15 protein-coding genes and 1 pseudogene are annotated in these 17,197 nt (G+C 65.3%); 9 read left to right on the plus strand and 7 right to left on the minus strand.

Annotation, left to right across the window (positions count from 1 at the left end; all coding sequences use genetic code 11):
• The 8 genes and pseudogenes from ABMA46_RS20605 to ABMA46_RS20640 all read left to right on the plus strand — a co-directional run.
• Window positions 1-160, plus strand: a pseudogene (locus ABMA46_RS20605) (IS110 family transposase); the annotation flags it as partial.
• Between the two features lie 379 nt (window positions 161-539).
• The gene (locus ABMA46_RS20610) at window positions 540-1,751 is read left to right on the plus strand and encodes an ABC transporter substrate-binding protein (protein WP_349001880.1); all 1,212 of its coding nucleotides are present in this window, start codon (window positions 540-542) and stop codon (window positions 1,749-1,751) included.
• Between the two features lie 14 nt (window positions 1,752-1,765).
• Window positions 1,766-2,548, plus strand: coding sequence for an ABC transporter ATP-binding protein (locus ABMA46_RS20615; RefSeq protein ID WP_349001881.1), 783 nt, complete (start codon window positions 1,766-1,768; stop codon window positions 2,546-2,548).
• Window positions 2,541-3,245, plus strand: coding sequence for an ABC transporter ATP-binding protein (locus tag ABMA46_RS20620; RefSeq protein WP_349001882.1), 705 nt, complete (start codon window positions 2,541-2,543; stop codon window positions 3,243-3,245). The genes ABMA46_RS20615 and ABMA46_RS20620 overlap by 8 nt, the downstream gene beginning before the upstream one ends.
• Window positions 3,246-3,463: 218 nt before the next feature.
• Window positions 3,464-4,351 carry a branched-chain amino acid ABC transporter permease gene (locus ABMA46_RS20625; protein WP_349001883.1) on the plus strand — a complete coding sequence of 296 codons (888 nt, stop codon included), beginning with the start codon at window positions 3,464-3,466 and terminating at the stop codon, window positions 4,349-4,351.
• A gap of 1 nt (window position 4,352) precedes the next feature.
• On the plus strand, window positions 4,353-5,321 hold the full coding sequence (locus ABMA46_RS20630; RefSeq protein WP_349001884.1) for a branched-chain amino acid ABC transporter permease: 969 nt from the start codon (window positions 4,353-4,355) through the stop codon (window positions 5,319-5,321).
• A 13-nt stretch (window positions 5,322-5,334) separates the two neighbouring features.
• Entirely contained in the window at window positions 5,335-6,924 is a 1,590-nt protein-coding gene (locus ABMA46_RS20635; protein ID WP_349001885.1) for a GMC family oxidoreductase, read from the plus strand.
• A gap of 344 nt (window positions 6,925-7,268) precedes the next feature.
• Window positions 7,269-8,048 carry a WecB/TagA/CpsF family glycosyltransferase gene (locus tag ABMA46_RS20640; RefSeq protein ID WP_349001910.1) on the plus strand — a complete coding sequence of 260 codons (780 nt, stop codon included), beginning with the start codon at window positions 7,269-7,271 and terminating at the stop codon, window positions 8,046-8,048.
• Between the two features lie 54 nt (window positions 8,049-8,102).
• Here ABMA46_RS20640 and ggt read toward each other — a convergent pair whose 3' ends face one another.
• The 3 genes from ggt to galE form a co-directional block, all read right to left on the minus strand.
• On the minus strand, window positions 8,103-9,848 hold the full coding sequence (gene ggt / locus ABMA46_RS20645; RefSeq protein ID WP_349001886.1) for a gamma-glutamyltransferase: 1,746 nt from the start codon (window positions 9,846-9,848) through the stop codon (window positions 8,103-8,105).
• 184 nt (window positions 9,849-10,032) lie between these two features.
• Entirely contained in the window at window positions 10,033-11,283 is a 1,251-nt protein-coding gene (locus ABMA46_RS20650; protein ID WP_349001887.1) for a D-amino acid dehydrogenase, read from the minus strand.
• An 89-nt stretch (window positions 11,284-11,372) separates the two neighbouring features.
• Window positions 11,373-12,368 (minus strand): UDP-glucose 4-epimerase GalE, encoded by a 996-nt coding sequence (galE, locus tag ABMA46_RS20655; protein ID WP_349001888.1) that lies wholly within the window; start codon window positions 12,366-12,368, stop codon window positions 11,373-11,375.
• Between the two features lie 257 nt (window positions 12,369-12,625).
• Between galE and hemA the strand changes: the two genes are divergently transcribed.
• Window positions 12,626-13,903: a 5-aminolevulinate synthase gene (gene hemA, locus ABMA46_RS20660; protein ID WP_349001889.1), complete on the plus strand. Its 1,278-nt coding sequence runs from the start codon at window positions 12,626-12,628 to the stop codon at window positions 13,901-13,903.
• 5 nt (window positions 13,904-13,908) lie between these two features.
• On the opposite strand, the gene ABMA46_RS20665 is transcribed toward hemA, so the two are convergent.
• From ABMA46_RS20665 to ABMA46_RS20680, 4 genes are all read right to left on the minus strand, one after another.
• Window positions 13,909-14,400 carry a GNAT family N-acetyltransferase gene (locus tag ABMA46_RS20665; protein WP_349001890.1) on the minus strand — a complete coding sequence of 164 codons (492 nt, stop codon included), beginning with the start codon at window positions 14,398-14,400 and terminating at the stop codon, window positions 13,909-13,911.
• Entirely contained in the window at window positions 14,397-14,687 is a 291-nt protein-coding gene (locus tag ABMA46_RS20670; protein WP_349001891.1) for a type II toxin-antitoxin system TacA family antitoxin, read from the minus strand. The genes ABMA46_RS20665 and ABMA46_RS20670 overlap by 4 nt, the downstream gene beginning before the upstream one ends.
• A gap of 64 nt (window positions 14,688-14,751) precedes the next feature.
• Window positions 14,752-15,837 carry a branched-chain amino acid aminotransferase gene (locus ABMA46_RS20675; protein WP_349001892.1) on the minus strand — a complete coding sequence of 362 codons (1,086 nt, stop codon included), beginning with the start codon at window positions 15,835-15,837 and terminating at the stop codon, window positions 14,752-14,754.
• Window positions 15,838-15,943: 106 nt separating this feature from the next.
• On the minus strand, window positions 15,944-17,125 hold the full coding sequence (locus ABMA46_RS20680; RefSeq protein WP_349001893.1) for a pyridoxal phosphate-dependent aminotransferase: 1,182 nt from the start codon (window positions 17,123-17,125) through the stop codon (window positions 15,944-15,946).
• Between the last annotated feature and the right edge of the window lie 72 nt (window positions 17,126-17,197).

The following is a 17,197-nucleotide window of genomic DNA, read 5'->3' on the forward strand; positions in this document are numbered from 1 at the left end:
CCTCGTCGCCGCCAGGCGCAACCCCGTCCTCAAAGCCTTCCGCGACAGGCTGGTCATGGCCGGAAAGCCGAAAATGGTGGCCATCATCGCCGTCGCCCGAAAGCTCCTCACCATCCTCAACGCCATCATCCGGGACCAAAAGCCGTGGCAACCAACTTGATTTCCAAGACAGTCGCTCCCCACAAGGGGGAGGGGAAGCTGCCGCGCCCTTGTCCTCCTCCCCCTTGCGGGGAGGGGTCAGGGGTGGGGGTGTCGTCAGATCTGTGGGCCGCCATGTCGTACGTTCCTCCCCTCACCGCTTGTCGCGCATCTGTGCGTTTCTGTACGGAACTTGTACAAAAATAACTGTTCTCGCGCCATCCGCGCGATGTTAGGCTTCGACTAAGTGCGTATTTCCACGTCACAATGATCGTGTGATTTTGCACTGGAGGGCTGCGGAGGAGCGGTCCGCGATCTGGAGAAAAGGCGATCGGCCGCGTCATGGCCGCAACGTCCGGCCGGCGGTCACAGGCAGGCTGGACATAAGGGAGGAACCCACCGTGAAACTGCTGCACCTCGTATCGGCCGCGCTGCTGGCCGCCACCGTGATCCCCGCTTCGGCCGCCGAGATTTCGGACGGCAAGGTCAAGATCGGCATTCTCAACGACCAGTCCGGTGTCTATGCCGATTTCGGCGGCAAGTGGTCCGTCGAGGCCGCCAAGATGGCGGTCGAGGATTTCGGCGGCAAGGTGCAGGGCGCGCCGATCGAGATCGTCGACGCCGACCACCAGAACAAGCCCGACATCGCCTCCAACATCGCCCGCCAGTGGTACGACACCGAGCAGGTCGACGCGATCATGGAACTGACCACCTCTTCGGTGGCGCTGGCAGTCCAGGGCATCTCGCAGGAAAAGAAGAAGATCGACATCGTCACCGGCGCGGCCACCACGGACCTTACCGGCAAGGCGTGCTCGCCCTATGGTTTCCATTGGGCCTACGACACCCATTCGCAGGCCGTCGGCACCGGCGGCGCGCTGGTCAAGCAGGGCGGCGACAGCTGGTACTTCATCACCGTCGACTACGCCTTCGGCCATTCGCTGGAAGAGCAGACCTCCGATTTCGTCAAGGAGAAGGGCGGCAAGGTACTGGGCTCGGTGCGCTATCCGCTCGGCGCCACCGACTATTCGTCCTTCCTTCTGCAGGCGCAGTCGTCCGGCGCCAAGATCGTCGGCCTCGCCAATGCCGGCCTCGACACCTCCAACTCGATCAAGCAGGCGGCCGATTTCGGCATCGTCTCGGGCGGTCAGCGCCTCGCAGCGCTGCTGTTCACGCTGGCCGAGGTGCACGGCCTCGGCCTCCAGGCTGCGCAGGGCGTGGTGCTGACCGAAGGCTGGTACTGGGACCAGAACGACAAAAACCGCGAATTCGCCGAACGTTTCTTCAAGCGCACCAACCGCATGCCGAACATGATCCAGGCCGGCACCTATTCCGCCGTGCTGCAATATCTGAAGGCGATCGACAAGGCCGGCACCGACGAGACGGAAGCCGTGGCCAAGCAGTTGCATGAAATGCCGGTGAACGACGTCTTCACCGACAACGGCAAGGTGCAGGCCGACGGCAACATGGTGCACGACATGTACCTGTTCCAGGTCAAGAAGCCGGAAGAGAGCAAGAAGGACTGGGACTACTACACCTATCTCGCCACCATTCCCGGCAACGAAGCCTTCCTGCCGGCCGACAAAAGCGGCTGTCCGCTCTCCGCCGCCAAGTGACGGCGGCGGCAGCCGTGGCCGCGGCGCCTGAGAAGAGCGATCAGGACGCGCGGGTGGTGTTGTCCGCCCGCGGTCTGCACAAGGAGTTCGCCGGCTTCGTCGCCGTCGGCGGCGTCGATCTCGACGTGCATCACGGCAGGATCCACGCCCTGATCGGCCCCAACGGCGCCGGCAAGACCACGGTCTTCAACCTGTTGACGAAATTCCTGCCGCCCAGCGGCGGCAGGATCGAACTGCTCGGCCAGGACATCACCCGCACGCCGCCGGCCAAGGTGGCGCGCATGGGGTTGGTGCGGTCGTTCCAGATCTCGGCGATCTTCCCGCACCTTTCGGTGCTCGACAATGTGCGCGTCGCCTTGCAGCGGCCGAACGGACTGGCCACACAGTTCTGGCGGCCTGCCGGGGCGCTGGATGCGCTGACCCCGCGCGCGCTCGAACTTCTGGAGACGGTCGGTCTCGCAGAGGCGCGCCACCGGCTCGCGGGCGACCTGTCCTACGGCCGCAAGCGCGTTCTCGAGATCGCCACGACGCTGGCGCTCGACCCCAAGGTTTTGCTGCTCGACGAACCAATGGCCGGCATGGGCCATGAGGACGTTGCGGTGGTATCCGGCATCATCCGCTCGCTCGCCGCCGACCGCGCCATCCTGATGGTCGAGCACAATCTCGATGTCGTGTCGGAACTCTGCGACTGGATCACCGTGCTTCAAGCCGGCAAGATCCTCGCAGCCGGCGACTATGCGACGGTCAGCACGGACGAGCGCGTCAGGGTCGCCTATATGGGGACGGAGGATGACTGAGCCGCTGCTGTCGCTCCGCGCCCTCAACGCCTGGTACGGCGAAGGCCATGCCCTGCACGGTGTCGACCTCGACGTCTTCCCGGGCGAGACCGTCACCCTGCTCGGCCGCAACGGCGTCGGCAAGACGACGACGCTGCGCGCGGTCATGGGGCTGATCCGCAAGCGCACCGGCACGGCCAGCTTCGACGGGCGCGACCTGATGCGCATGCCGCTGCATCATGTCGCGCGCGCCGGCATCGGCTTCGTGCCGGAGGAGCGCGGCATCTTCTCCACCCTGTCGGTGGAGGAGAACCTGCACCTCCCGCCGGTGGTGGCGCCCGGCGGCATGAGCCTGGACGAGATTTTCACGCTGTTCCCCAACCTGAAGGCGCGGCGCAACAGCCAGGGCACGAAGCTGTCCGGCGGCGAACAGCAGATGCTGGCGATGGCGCGCATGCTCCGCACCGGCGTGAAGATGCTTTTGCTCGACGAGCCGACCGAAGGGCTGGCGCCGGTGATCGTGCAGCGCATCGGCGAAGTGCTGGCTGAACTCAAGGCGCGTGGCATGACCATCCTTCTGGTCGAGCAGAACTTCCGCTTCGCCCGCCGCATCGCCGACCGCTTCTACCTCATGGAACACGGCAAGATCACCGCCGGCTTCCCGGTCGCGGAACTGGACGATCACATGGCGCTGCTGAGCGACGTGCTGGGGGTTTAGGCGATGGAAATGTTCGTCCTTATACCCCCACCCCTATCCCCTCCCCGCAAGGGGGAGGGGGATTACGTTGCGGCCGTCGCGGTCGATGCTTACGAGACTCGGAGCGCGGTGACAGCGAATTCCCCTCCCCCTTGTGGGGAGGGGTTAGGGGTGGGGGTAATTCCATCCGCGACGGGGTTCGCATACCGAAACATCAAGTCCGTCCCAGCGAGCCGCCCATGACGATGATCTTCGGAATCCCGCTCCAGGCCTTCCTCGGCCAACTCCTCGTCGGACTCATCAACGGCTCCTTCTACGCCATGCTGAGCCTGGGGTTGGCCGTTATCTTCGGCATGCTCAAGATCATCAACTTCGCGCATGGCGCGCAGTATATGTTCGGCGCCTTCGTCGGCTTCCTTTTGCTCAAATGGCTGAACATCGGCTACTGGCCGGCGCTGATCCTCGCGCCGCTTGTCGTCGGCGTGGTCGGAATGGTCATCGAGCGCACCATGCTGTCCAGGCTTTACAATCTCGACCCGCTCTACGGCCTCCTGTTCACCTTCGGCCTTGCGCTCGTGATCGAAGGCATCTTCCGCTACTATTACGGCGTCTCCGGCCAGCCCTATGCGGCGCCGGCGGCGCTGGCGGGCGGCACCAATCTCGGCTTCATGTTCCTGCCCAACTATCGCGGCTGGGTGGTCGTTTCTTCCCTGGTGATCTGCCTCGGCACCTGGCTTGCCATCGAGAAGACGAAGCTCGGCGCCTATCTGCGCGCCGCCACCGAGAACCCCAGGCTGGTGCAGGCCTTCGGCATCAACGTGCCGGTGCTGCTCACCTTGACCTACGGGCTCGGTTCCGCGCTTGCCGGGCTGGCCGGCATCCTCGCCGCTCCCGTATACCAAGTCAGCCCGCTGATGGGCTCCGACCTCATCATCGTCGTCTTCGCCGTGGTCGTCGTCGGCGGCATGGGCTCGATCCTCGGCGCCGTCGTCACCGGCTATATGCTGGGTCTCGCCGAGGGCCTCACCAAGGTCTTCTATCCGGAAGCGTCCAATATCGTCGTCTTCGTCATCATGGCGGTCGTGCTTCTGGTGCGCCCCGCCGGTCTGTTCGGAAAGGACGCCTGACATGGCCGACCTGACCGCTACGCCGACCGAGGCGAAATCGATCGCGCGGCTGGAATGGCTGCTGGTGGCGATCGGCATAGTCGGGCTGCTCGCTGCCCCCTTCTTCCTCTACCCGATCTTCCTGATGCAGATCATGTGCTTCGCGCTGTTCGCCTGCGCGTTCAATCTGCTGCTCGGCTATACCGGCCTGCTGTCCTTCGGCCATGCCGCCTTCTTCGGTGGGGCCGCCTATTTCTGCGCCCATGCCGTCAAGGTCTGGGGCTGGCCGCCGGAGGCCGGAATCCTGCTCGGCACCGCCGGTGCTGCGGTGCTGGGGCTGGTGATGGGCTTCTTCGCCATCCGCCGCCAGGGCATCTATTTCGCCATGATCACGCTGGCGCTGGCGCAGATGTTCTTCTTCTTCTGCGTGCAGGCGCCGTTCACGCGCGGCGAGGACGGCATCCAGGGCGTGCCGCGCGGCTTCCTGTTCGGCCTGATCGACCTCAGCCGGCCGCTCGGCATCTATTATGTGGTGCTCGGCATATTCCTCATCGGCGTTTTCGCCGTCTGGCGCATCGTCAACTCGCCTTTCGGCATGATCCTGCGCTCGATCCGCGAGAACGAGAACCGCGCCATCTCGCTCGGCTATTCGATCGCCAACTACAAGCTCGCCGCCTTCGTCATGTCGGCCGCCCTTGCCGGGCTGGCGGGCGCTACCAAGGCGATCGTCTTCCAGTTCGCGACGCTGACCGACGTCACCTGGCAGATGTCTGGCGAGGTGATCCTGATGACGCTGCTCGGCGGCATCGGCACCATGGTCGGGCCGATGGTGGGCGCGGCCTTCATCGTCACCCTGCAGAACACGCTGGCCACGTCCGGCTTCCCCGTCACCATCGCCACCGGCGTCATCTTCATGGCCTGCGTGCTCCTGTTCCGCCGCGGCATCGTCGGTGAGATCTATGCCCGGCTCCTCGGCGGGTCGAAAAGCTGAAGGCAGGACGGCGATGGAAGAATTCGACTACATCATCGTCGGCGCCGGCACGGCCGGTTGCCTGCTCGCCAATCGCCTGTCGGCCGATCCGGGGACCACGGTCCTCCTGCTCGAGGCCGGCGGGCGCGACAACTACCACTGGATCCATATCCCGGTGGGCTATCTCTACTGCATCTCCAATCCGCGCACCGACTGGTGTTTTTCCACCGAGAAGGAGGCTGGGCTGAACGGTCGTTCGCTCGCCTATCCACGCGGCAAGGTGCTGGGCGGCTGCTCGTCCATCAACGGCATGATCTACATGCGCGGCCAGGCACGCGACTACGACCAGTGGCGGCAGATGGGCTGTGCCGGCTGGGGCTGGGACGACGTGCTGCCCTTCTTCCGCAGGTCGGAGGATTATTTCACCGGCGCCGACGAGTTTCACGGCGCGGGCGGCGAATGGCGGGTGGAGGAGATGCGCCTGCATTGGGATATCCTCGACGCCTTCCGGGCGGCGGCGGAAGCGGCCGGCATTCCGCGCACCGACGACTTCAACCGGGGTGACAACGAAGGGTCGTCCTATTTCAAGGTCAACCAGCGCCACGGCGTGCGCGTGAATTCCGCCAAGGCTTTTCTGCGCCCCGTCGCCGGGCGGCGGAACCTCAAGGTGACGACCGGCGCGCAGGTCGCCCGAATCGTCATCGAGGAGAACGCCGCGCGCGGCGTCGAATTCGAGCAGGGCGGCGCGCGGCGGACGGTGCGCGCCCGCCGGGAAATCATCCTTGCCGCCGGCTCGGTCGGCTCGCCGCATGTGCTGGAGCTGTCGGGCATCGGGCCGGGCGCGGCGCTGCAGAAGGCAGGCATCCCGGTTGCGATCGAGCGCAGCCAGGTCGGCGAGAACCTGCAGGACCATCTGCAGCTTCGGCTGGCCTACAAGGTGTCGGGCATCCGCACGCTGAACGAGCAGGCGAGCCGGCTCACCGGCAAGATGGCGATCGGGCTGGAGTACCTCCTGAAGCGCTCCGGGCCGATGGCGATGGCGCCGAGCCAGCTCGGCATCTTCACGCGGTCTTCGCCGGAATTCGAGACGCCCAACCTGCAATACCACGTCCAGCCGCTCAGCCTCGACAAGTTCGGCGATCCGGTTCATCCGTTTCCGGCCTTCACCGCCAGCGTCTGCAATCTGAGGCCGCAAAGCCGCGGCTCGATCCACGCGGTGTCTGATGATTTCCGCAAACAGCCGGCGATCCGGCCGAACTACCTCGCCGCCGAGGCCGATCGCACGGTGGCGGCCGAGTCCATCCGGCTGACCCGCCGCATCGTCGCGCAGGCGCCGCTGCAACCTTATCAGCCGCAGGAATTCAAGCCGGGTCCGGCCTATGAGACCGAGGACGAGCTGGTGCGTGCCGCCGGCGAGATCGGCACCACGATCTTCCACCCCGTCGGCACCTGCCGCATGGGCGCCGATTCCGAATCGGTCGTGGATCCGCAACTGCGCGTGCGTGGCATCGAACGGCTGCGGGTCGCCGATGCCTCCGTCATGCCCACGATCACGTCCGGAAACACCAATTCGCCCACGCTGATGATCGCCGAAAAGGCGGCGGCATTGATCCTTGCGCGTTAACCATCTTCGTCCCGATACGAAACGGAATCTGTTCCTTTTCAAGACTCGGCACGACGGCCTGTTTCATTCCTGAAATTTTCCGGAAGCATTGAGCTGTATGGATTACAGGGAGAATGCATACAAATTTAACGAAATATGATTGATTAACCTTTGGTTAGGGCGGATGCTTAACAAGGCGGCCCGTTTGGCATAGACAACGGCCAAACAGAGCTTGCATCGTTCAAAATGAATTCCTGCTATAACCATACATCTGCCATCCGCTCCGCATGTCCGCAAGCCGGCGCTGCCGATATCGCGAAGGCCGCCTTCAAGCTTGGGGCCGCCCTCGTGACGAGGGCCTCGTGATGGTCGACGCAACGGTCGATTCCGGCGCCGGTCAGGAGCCGCCCACGGTGACAATCGGCGGCTTCAAGGTCGCCGCGCTCGATCGGCAGGCCGCTGCCAGGAGCATCATCGAAGGAGCGTCGGCACGCCGTGGGCGGCCGCTCTATTTCACCTCCATCAACGGCGAGGTGATCGCCCGCGCCGACATGGACAAGAACATCGCCAAGCTCTTCTCGTCTGCGGACCAGATCCTCGCCGACGGGCAGCCGCTGGTGCTGGCGTCGCGGTTCCTGTGCCGCATGGCGTTGCCGGAGCGCGTCGCCACGACCGACCTGTTCCATGACGTCGCGCGCATGGCGGAACGCAGCGGCTCCACCTTCTACATGTTCGGCGCCGACGAGACGGAAAACCGCAAGGCGGTAGCCGCTGTCCGCAAAGCCTATCCGCGCCTGAACATCGTCGGGCACAGCCACGGTTATCTCGGCGGCGCCCTTCTGGAGGACAAGCTGGACGAGATCAATCGGCTCGCGCCCGATATCCTGTGGCTTGGTCTCGGCGTGCCGCTCGAACAGAAATTCGTCCTGGATTTCGCTCACCGCCTGCCCGACGTCGGCCTCATCAAGACGTCCGGCGGCCTGTTCAATTTCCTGTCGGGCAAGAATTCGCGCGCTCCCGGCTGGATGCAGCGCGCCGGCTTCGAATGGCTGTGGCGCACGCTGCTGGAGCCCAGGCGGCTGTTCTGGCGCTACCTGACCACCAATCCGCGCGCGCTCTACGCGATCCTGAGACATTCGAAATAGACGGCGCGCCTGGGTGTCCGGCCGGGCCGATAACCGGACACCGGCCCTTTCGCCTCAGTAGCCGAGCGCCTCGCCGGAGCCGGAGCGGCTGTCCATCGCGCCGTTGTAGCGCGCGCCGCCGCCCGCTTCGATCTCGCCGAGGCTTTTCCCCCCGACCAGGATGCCGGCCGCCTGTCCCCAGGTCTTGCCTTCCTCGGCCACGTCGAGGTGATAGCCCATGCCGGCAAGCATCTTCAGCGTGTCGGGCGACAGGCCGTGCGGCTCGATAGAGAGCGTGTCGGGCAGCCATTGATGGTGGATGCGCGGCGCGTCTATGGCCTCCTGGATGTCCATGCCGTGATCGATGACATTGACGATCGCCTCCAGCGTGATGGTGATGATGCGCGAGCCGCCGGGACTGCCGATGACCATGAACGGCTTGCCGTCCTTCGCCACCACCGTCGGGCTCATCGACGAGAGCGGCGTCTTCTTCGGCTGGATGGCGTTCGCCTCGCCCTGAACCAGCCCGTAGAGGTTCGGCACGCCGGGCTTCTGCGTGAAATCGTCCATCTCGTTGTTGAGGAGCACGCCCGTTCCCGGCGCGACGACGCCGGCGCCGAACGAGCCGTTCAGCGTATAGGTCACGGCGACCGCGTTGCCCTCGTCGTCGATGATCGAATAATGCGTCGTCTCCATATGCTCGCCGAAGCCCTCCGGCATGAGGTCCTTCGAGACCCCGGCGCGATACGGGTCGATCTTCGCCCGGATTTCGGCCGCATAGCCTTTGTCGAGCAGTTTGGAGACCGGGTTGTCGACGAAGTCCGGATCGCCGAGCGCCGAATTGCGGTCGACATAGGCATAGCGCATGGCTTCAGCCATCACATGCACCGTATCGGCCGAGCCGGCGCCGAGATAGCCCAGCGGATAGCCTTCGAGCACGTTGAGGATCTCGCAGATGATGACCCCGCCCGAACTTGGCGGCGGCGAGGAGATGATCTCGTAGCCGCGATAGGAGCAGGTCACGGGCTTCAGCTCGCGCACCTTGTATTGCGCGAAATCGTCCTTCGACAGGATGCCGCCGCCCTTCTGACTGGCGGCAGCGATCGCCTCGGCCGCCTGGCCCTTGTAGAAGCCGTCCGGCCCATTGTCGGAAATTGCGGTCAGCGTCGCGGCGAGGTCGGGCTGCATCAGGCGCTCGCCCGAGCGGTAGGGCGAGCCGTCTGCCTTGAGGAATATTTTTGCCGCTTCCGGGTCCTTTGCCAGCCGCTCCGCGCCTCTGGCGAATGTTGCGGCATCGCCCTGATCGAGGAGGAAGCCGTCCTTCGCCAGCGCGATCGCCGGCGCCATCAGGTCCTGGCGCGAAAGCGTGCCGTATTTTGCGCGCGCCGTCTCGAAGCCGGCCACCGAGCCCGGCACGCCGACGGCGAGATAGCCGTCCAGGCTGGCGCCCTTGACCGGGTTGCCGTCCTTGTCGAGATACATCGTTTTGGTCGCGGCCAGCGGCGCGCGCTCGCGGAAATCGAGGAAGGTTGAGCGCCCGTCCTTGAAGCGGATGGTCATGAACCCGCCGCCGCCGATATTGCCGGCGTTCGGGTAGGCGACGGCCAGCGCGTAGCCGACGGCGACGGCCGCGTCCACGGCGTTGCCGCCCTTCTTCAGCACGTCGACGCCGATCTCGGAGGCCAGATGCTGCGCGGTGACGACCATGCCGTGCCGGCCTTCGACCGGCGCGGGCGAGGCGGCGAACGCCGCTTCGGGTGATGAGAGGGGAAGGACGAAGGCCAGGCCGATCGCAATCAGCATGCGGCGCGTCATGGTCATGAGCGTTCTCCTGCTTTGCCCCTTGGAAAGGAAAGCGCAGCAGGGGCGGCATGTCCACGGCCAGGATGTCGAAGACCGGAGGCCAGGGTATGGCAGTCGGTAATCGGCAGTCGGCAGTCGAGTTGGGCGTGCAGGGCACGAAGCAGGGTGTCGGCCCTGGTTCCAACTGCCGATTGCCGACTGTCTACTGCCGATAAATCAACCCTTGCGTATCGAATTCCGGCTCGCGCCCGGCGATCAGGTCGGCGACCAGTTTCCCCGATCCGCAGGAGGTGGTCCAGCCGAGATGGCCGTGGCCGGTGTTGAGATAGAGATTGCGGTAGCGGGCGCGGCCGATCACCGGCACCGAACTCGGCATCATCGGCCTGAGGCCTGCCCAGAATTCGGCCTTCTTTTCGTCGAAGGCGCCGGGGAAAAGCTCATGTGCCGTGCGCAGCATGGAAGCGAAGTTGGACGGCTTGTGGGTGCGGTCGAAGCCAGTGAACTCGGCGGTCGAGGAAATGCGCAGACGGTCGCCGAGGCGCGAATAGCCGATGAGCTTGTCCTCGTCCGCGCCGCCCATGGTCGGGCCTTTCGACGGATCGTCGAGCGGGATCGTCGCAGCGTAGCCTTTCACCGGATAGACCGGCAGGTCTATGCCGTAGCGGCGGCCGAACACGCCGCTTTCCGGCCCCATCGACAGCACCACGGCATCCCCCGTCAGCGGACCGGCGGAGGTGCGCACGGCAACCACCCGGTCGCCGTCGATGTCGAGACCCTCGATCGTCGTCCCGAAGCGGAAGGTGACGCCGAGTTTCTCCGTCGCCCAGGCTACCAGCGCTTCGGTGAACTGGCGCGAGTCGCCGGTCTGGTCGACGGGCGAATAGACCGCGCCGGCGATCCTGTCGCTGATGCCGGCCAGCGCCGGCTCGATCTCGGCGGCCCGCCTGCCGTCGACGATCTCGATCGGCAGCCCGTGCTCGCCGAGGAAGCGGTAGTTGACGCTGCCCTGGTCGAAGCTTTCCTGCGAGCGGAAGAAATAGAGGATGCCTTTGCTGCGCTGGTCGTAGGAGATACCCGCCTCGGCCGACAGCGCGTTGATGCAGTCGCGCGCATAGAGCGCGAGCCTGAGCTTCGGCAGCGTGTTGGCGCGCAGCCGCGTTGTCGTGCACTCGCGCAGGAAGCGCAGGCTCCAGAGATAGAAGAACGGGTCGGCGCGCAGTTTGACCCGGATGCCGAGGTCGTGGTTGAAGATGCCGCGCAGGAATGTCCTGAGCGCCGCCGGCGAGGCCCAGGCGGTCGCGTCGCCAGGCGAGACCAGGCCCGCGTTGCAGTAGCTTGTGCCGCGCGCGGCGGTGTCGTGGCGTTCGAGGACGGTGACCTCGTGGCCGTCCTTGGCCAGATAGGCCGCCGCGGCGGTCCCCACCACGCCGGCGCCCAGTACCGTGATTTTCATTCCGCCCTCTCCCGATCCGCTGCGTCGTCCTCAATAGCGCGCATGGCGCCGGCTTTCGAGCGTCCGGCCTTGGTCCAGCGGAATAGGCGTCAGCCGTGCGAGGAGTTCTTGCCCGTTAGGATGCGCTCCCAGTTCAGTGCGTCCTGGACGATCAGGTCGAGATCGTCGCGGTCGGGCGTCCAGCCGAGCTCGCGGCGGGCGAGGTCGGAATTGGCGACGATCGCCGCCGCGTCGCCCGGCCGTCGGGCGCTCGTGCGCACGTCGAAATCGTGACCGAAGGCGCGCTGCACCGCCTCGATCACCTCCAGCACCGAATAGCCGTGGCTGTAGCCGCAATTGGCGACCATGCTGTCGCCGCCGGCGCGCAGCCTCAGCAAGGCCAGCCGATGCGCCGCGACGAGGTCGCTGACATGGATGTAATCGCGGACACAGGTGCCGTCGGGCGTCTCGTAGTCGGTGCCGAAGACCTGCATGAACGGCCGCTTGCCGAGTGCCGTTTCGCAGGCCACCTTGATGAGATGGGTGGCGCCCGGCGTGGACTGGCCAGTGCGGCCGCGCGGATCGGCGCCGGCGACGTTGAAATAGCGCAGCGCCGTATAGCGCAGGCCGTAGGCGGCCGCCGCGTCGCGCAGCATCCATTCGCTCATCAGCTTGGACAGGCCATAGGGAGATTCGGGCGCCAGCCGCGCGTCCTCGCGCACCGGCTCCATGCCGGCGCCGCCATAGACGGCTGCGGTCGAGGAGAAGATGAAGTTTCCCACGCCGGCCTTCACGGCGGTCTCGATCAGGGTCCGGGTCTTGGCCGTGTTGTTCTCGTAGTAGGCGAGGGGATCGGCGACGGATTCGGGCACCACGATCGAGCCGGCGAAGTGGATGATGGCGTCGACACCGTGGTCGCGGATGATCTCCGCCACCAGCTCGCGGTCGGCCACGTCTCCGACCACCAGACTGGCTTCCGGCGCAACGGCCCAGTCGAATCCGGTCGAGAGCCGGTCGAGCACCACCACCTGCTCGCCGGCGTCGAGCAGTTCCCAGACCATGTGGCTGCCGATGTAGCCGGCGCCGCCCGTTACCAGGACCGTCATGATTATCCCCTCAAGCGTCGAAAACTGTATCAAGCCGGAGCGCGATGCAGCCTTAGCCAAAAACCATTAAGAAGGCATGGTAGAGACGACATGCCGGCAGGAGTTCCTCCTGAAACACAGTTGATCGAGATCAAGGCGGCAATTTGCCGGCCGGGCTTTTTATACGGCGCGGCGGGCGTGGCATTTTGACCGATGGCGAGCAATGGACGCTCGATGGTGCGGTGATTATGATCCGCCCCGGACTTGGGAAGACACGGATGAACTACCAGCGATTTTTCGAGGACGCGATCGATCAGCTCCATGCCGAGCGCCGCTACCGCGTCTTCGCCGACCTCGAACGCATTGCCGGCCGCTTTCCGCGCGCCGTCTGGCGCGCCAACGGCCGCACCGAGGAAATCACCGTCTGGTGCTCCAACGACTATCTCGGCATGGGCCAGCACCCGGACGTCATCGCCGCCATGCAGCAGGCGGCCGGTGGCATGGGCTCGGGAGCGGGCGGCACGCGCAACATTTCCGGCACCAACCATCCGCTGGTCGAGCTGGAGGATGAACTGGCCGGCCTGCACGGCAAGGAGGCCGGCCTCGTCTTCACCTCCGGCTTCGTCTCCAACGAGGCGTCGATCTCGACCATCGCTCGGCTTCTGCCCAACTGCCTGATAATTTCCGACGAGCTCAACCACGCCTCGATGATCGAAGGCGTGCGCCGCTCCGGCGCCGAGAAGAAGATCTTCCGGCACAACGACGTGGCGCATCTGGAAAGCATCCTGCAGGCGGCGGGCCGCGAGCGCGCCAAGCTGGTCGTGTTCGAGAGCGTCTATTCGATGGACGGCGACATCGCGCCGATCGCGGCCATCGCCGACCTCGCCGAGAAATACAACGCCATGACCTATATCGACGAGGTCCATGCTGTGGGCATGTACGGCCCGCACGGCGGCGGCATCACTGAGCGCGAGGGGCTGGCCGACCGCATCGACATCATAGAGGGCACGCTGGCCAAGGCCTTCGGTACGCTGGGCGGGTACATCACCGGCAAGCGCAGCGTCATCGACGCCGTGCGCTCCTATGCGCCGGGCTTCATCTTCACCACCGCCCTGCCGCCGGCGATCGCCGCCGCCGCAACCGCCGCGATCCGCCATCTCAAGACCTCGCAGGCCGAGCGCGACGCCCAGCAGCGCCAGGCCGCGGCGACCAAGAAGGTGCTCGCGGAGGCCGGCCTGCCGGTGATGGAAACGCCGACCCATATCGTGCCGGTCCTCGTCGGCGATCCGGAACTGTGCAAGATGGCCAGCGACCGCCTGCTCGGGGTGCATGGCATCTACATCCAGCCGATCAACTATCCGACGGTGCCGCGCGGCACGGAGCGCCTGCGCATCACGCCGACGCCGTTCCACAGCGACCAGCTCATCGTCGAGCTGCAGGCCGCGCTGGTCGAGACCTGGAATGCGCTCGGCATTCCCTACAAGGCCAAGGAGCAAACGCCGGTCACCCGCACCGAGCGGGTTATCCCGCTCGTGGCGCCGGCGAGCGGCGGATAAAGGCCCTACGGCTTCCGCAGATCCTTTATCAGCACATAGAGGTGAAGCGGGTCGCTGGGCGAATCGGCAAAGCCGAAATGCCGGTAGAAGCGCGCGGCCGTATCGTCCTTGGCGTGGACGACAAAAGCCCGGATACCGGCAATGTCAGCCGCCTGCAAGGTGCGCAGGATAGCGTCGCGCAACAGGCCGGCGCCGACGCCCTTGCCCTGCCAGCCGACATCGACGCCGAGGCGCGCCAAGAGCATGACCGGGACGGGATGGCGGGCCATGCCCTTGGTCAGGCGCTCCGGCGCGCCGTCATAGGCGATCTCGCCGACGGCCAGCGTATAAAATCCCGTGACCCTGCCGTCCGCCAGCCCCAGATAAGTTTGTGAGGCGTTCGCCTGCTGGTTCTGCCAGGCAAAGCGCGACAGGAAGCGGTTGAGGTTTCCATCGCCGCAATCGAATGTCTCGACTGCATGCGAGCGCGCCAGTTTTTCTACGTGAAGCCCGTTCACCCGCGCGATTTTTCGGCGAAAACGCCCGGTTCGTCGAGCAGGCGCTTCAGCCGCGGCAGGTCGCGCGGCGGTGCATCGAGCGCCGCCATGAAGGCTTCCCACCGTTCCGCATCGAGGCCGAACCGCCGACGATCCGCCAGAGCATCCTCGGCACGGCTCAGGGCGCTTTCCAGCACGAAGTCGCTGATCGAACGACGTTGCGCGGCTGCGGCGGAAGCGAGGATGCGCTTGGCTTCGGCCGTCAATCTTATGTCCAGCTTTTCAGAGCGGGTGGCGCGTATGGTCATAGCGAGTCTCCTCGCGAGACCATACCATCGTCGCCCGACATTGTCATGACAATTGTCAACGCCGTCAGGCCTGCACCTTCCGAGTCCAGCTATATGCGTCCGGGGCCGTTCCGCGCTGGATGCCCGTGAGCTTGGCGCGCAGTTGCGTGGTCGTCTCGCCGTCGCCGGAATTGCCGATGGCGAATTCGCCGCCGCGGTATTTGACCGTGCCGATGCCCGCGATGACCGCAGCCGTGCCGCAGGCGAAGGCCTCGCGCATCCGTCCCGAGCGGGCGTCGGCCTGCCATTGATCGAAGGAATAGAGTTCTTCCTTTACCGTATAGCCCGCCTCCTCCGCCAGCCGGATCACCGAGGCGCGGGTGATGCCGGGAAGGATGGTGCCGAGCTTCGGCGTGACGATGGTGTTGTCGTCCATGACGAAGAACACGTTCATGCCGCCCAGCTCGTCGATCCACTTGCGCTCGACCGCGTCGAGGAAGACCACTTGGTCGCAGCCATTGGCGAAGGCTTCCTTGGTGGCGGAAAGGCTGGCGGCATAATTGCCGCCGCATTTAGCCGCGCCGGTGCCGCCGGGGGCTGCGCGGGTGTACTCTTCCGAGATCCAGACCGACACCGTCTTGAAGCCGCCCTTGAAATAGGCGCCGACCGGGCAGCCGATGACGCAGAAGATATATTCGCTGGCCGGCCGCACGCCGAGGAAAGCCTCGCTGGCGAACATGAAGGGGCGCAGGTAGAAGCTGCCCTCGCCGCCCGGCACCCAGTCGGCGTCGGCCTTGACGAGTTCCTCGATCGCCGCGAGGAACAACTCTTCCGGCACTTCGGGCATCGCCATGCGCTCCGCCGAGGCGTTGAGGCGACGCGCGTTCTCCTCGGGACGGAACAGGCTGAAACCGCCCTCTGGCAGGCGATAGGCCTTCATGCCCTCGAAGATCTCCTGCGCGTAATGCAGCACGGCCGCGGCGGGATCGATCCGGAACGGCTCGCGGGCGCGCACCTGAGCTTCGTGCCAACCCTTGTCCGGCGTCCAGCGGATCGTCACCATATGGTCGGAGAACACCTTGCCGAAACCCGGATCGGCCATCAGTGCGGCGCGTTTGTCCGCCGGTGTCGGATTCCCGTGCGGGATCGTCTCGAATGCTAGCGTTGCCATGCGTCTACTCCCACCCGACCCTTATCGGCTTGCGGTCGGTTCCTGTTCGCGATGGCCGACGACTAAAGCGCCGTTTCGGAAAAAGGACAAGGAAAAAATGTCAACATTATTGACCTTTTTTCTGCAAGTTGCTGATCCAGCCTGCCAGACGGTTCATCGCCTCGTCGACCTGGTCGAGGCGACGGTGGAAACATAGCCTGAGAAAGCCTTCGCCGCCCGGCCCGAAAGCGGTGCCTGGCGCCAGCCCGACATTGGCATGGTCGACGATCTCGAACGCCGCCTTGCGCGCGTCCGGCAGGCCGTCGATGGCGAAGAACTGATAGAAGGCGCCTTGCGGCAGGCTGAAGACGGCGCGTCCGGTCCCTTTCAGGGCGGCGCCCACGATGTCGCGAGCCTGGCGCGCCCGTTCCACCTGTTCGGCCACGAAATCGTCGCCCTGGTCGAGGGCGGCGACGGCGCCGCGCTGCATGAACTGCGCGACGCCGGAATTGGAATACTGGATGAGGTTCTCGAACATCTGCTGCAATGAAGGATGGGTCCGGATCCAGCCGATCCGCCAGCCGGTCATGGCCCAGTTCTTGGAGAAGGAATTGACGAAGAGAATCCGGTCTTCGGCATCGGCGACATCCAGGAAAGAGGGCGCCCGGCCGCCGCCATAGTAAAACATCGAATAGATCTCGTCCGCGACGATCCACAGCCCGTTCTTGCGGGCCAGTTCCAGGATGGAGCGCAGCGTCGCATGGTCGGCGGTCCAGCCGGTCGGGTTGGAAGGCGTGTTGATGAACAGCGCCCGCGTCCGCGGCGTGACGGCGGCGGCCAGCCTGTCCATGTCGCACATCCATCCGTTGGAGGAATGGTCCAGCCTGACCGGCACCGGCGTCGCGCCGGAAACGCCGGCGGCCGCGGCGAAATTCGGCCATGCCGGCGACAGGTAGACGACCTCGTCGCCCATGCCGGCGAGCGCCTCGATCGCGAGCTTGATGGCGTGCATGCCCGAACCCGTGACGATGAATTCCTCCGGATCGAACACCTTGCCGAAATGGCGGTGGTAATAGCGCGCCAGCGCCTCTCTGAGTTCCGGCAACCCCTTCTGCCATGTGTAGAAGGTCTCGCCGGCGGCGAGCGCTTGCGCCGCGGCGTCGCTGATGAAGGCAGGTGTCCGCAGGTCGCCTTCGCCCGCCCACAGCGGAATGAGGTCCGGCCGGTCCCGGCCGTGGTTCATGACCTCGACGATGCCGCTTTCCGGCGCCAGCCGTGCCTCGTTGCGAAGCGTGTCGATCAATCGCATCTGGTGACCTGTCCTGTGTCGAACCGCTCTACCATTGTCCGCAACGAAAAACCCCGGCCGCGAGGGGCCGGG

This window comes from Mesorhizobium hunchu, from assembly GCF_040081975.1.
GTDB classification, from domain to species: domain Bacteria; phylum Pseudomonadota; class Alphaproteobacteria; order Rhizobiales; family Rhizobiaceae; genus Mesorhizobium; species Mesorhizobium hunchu.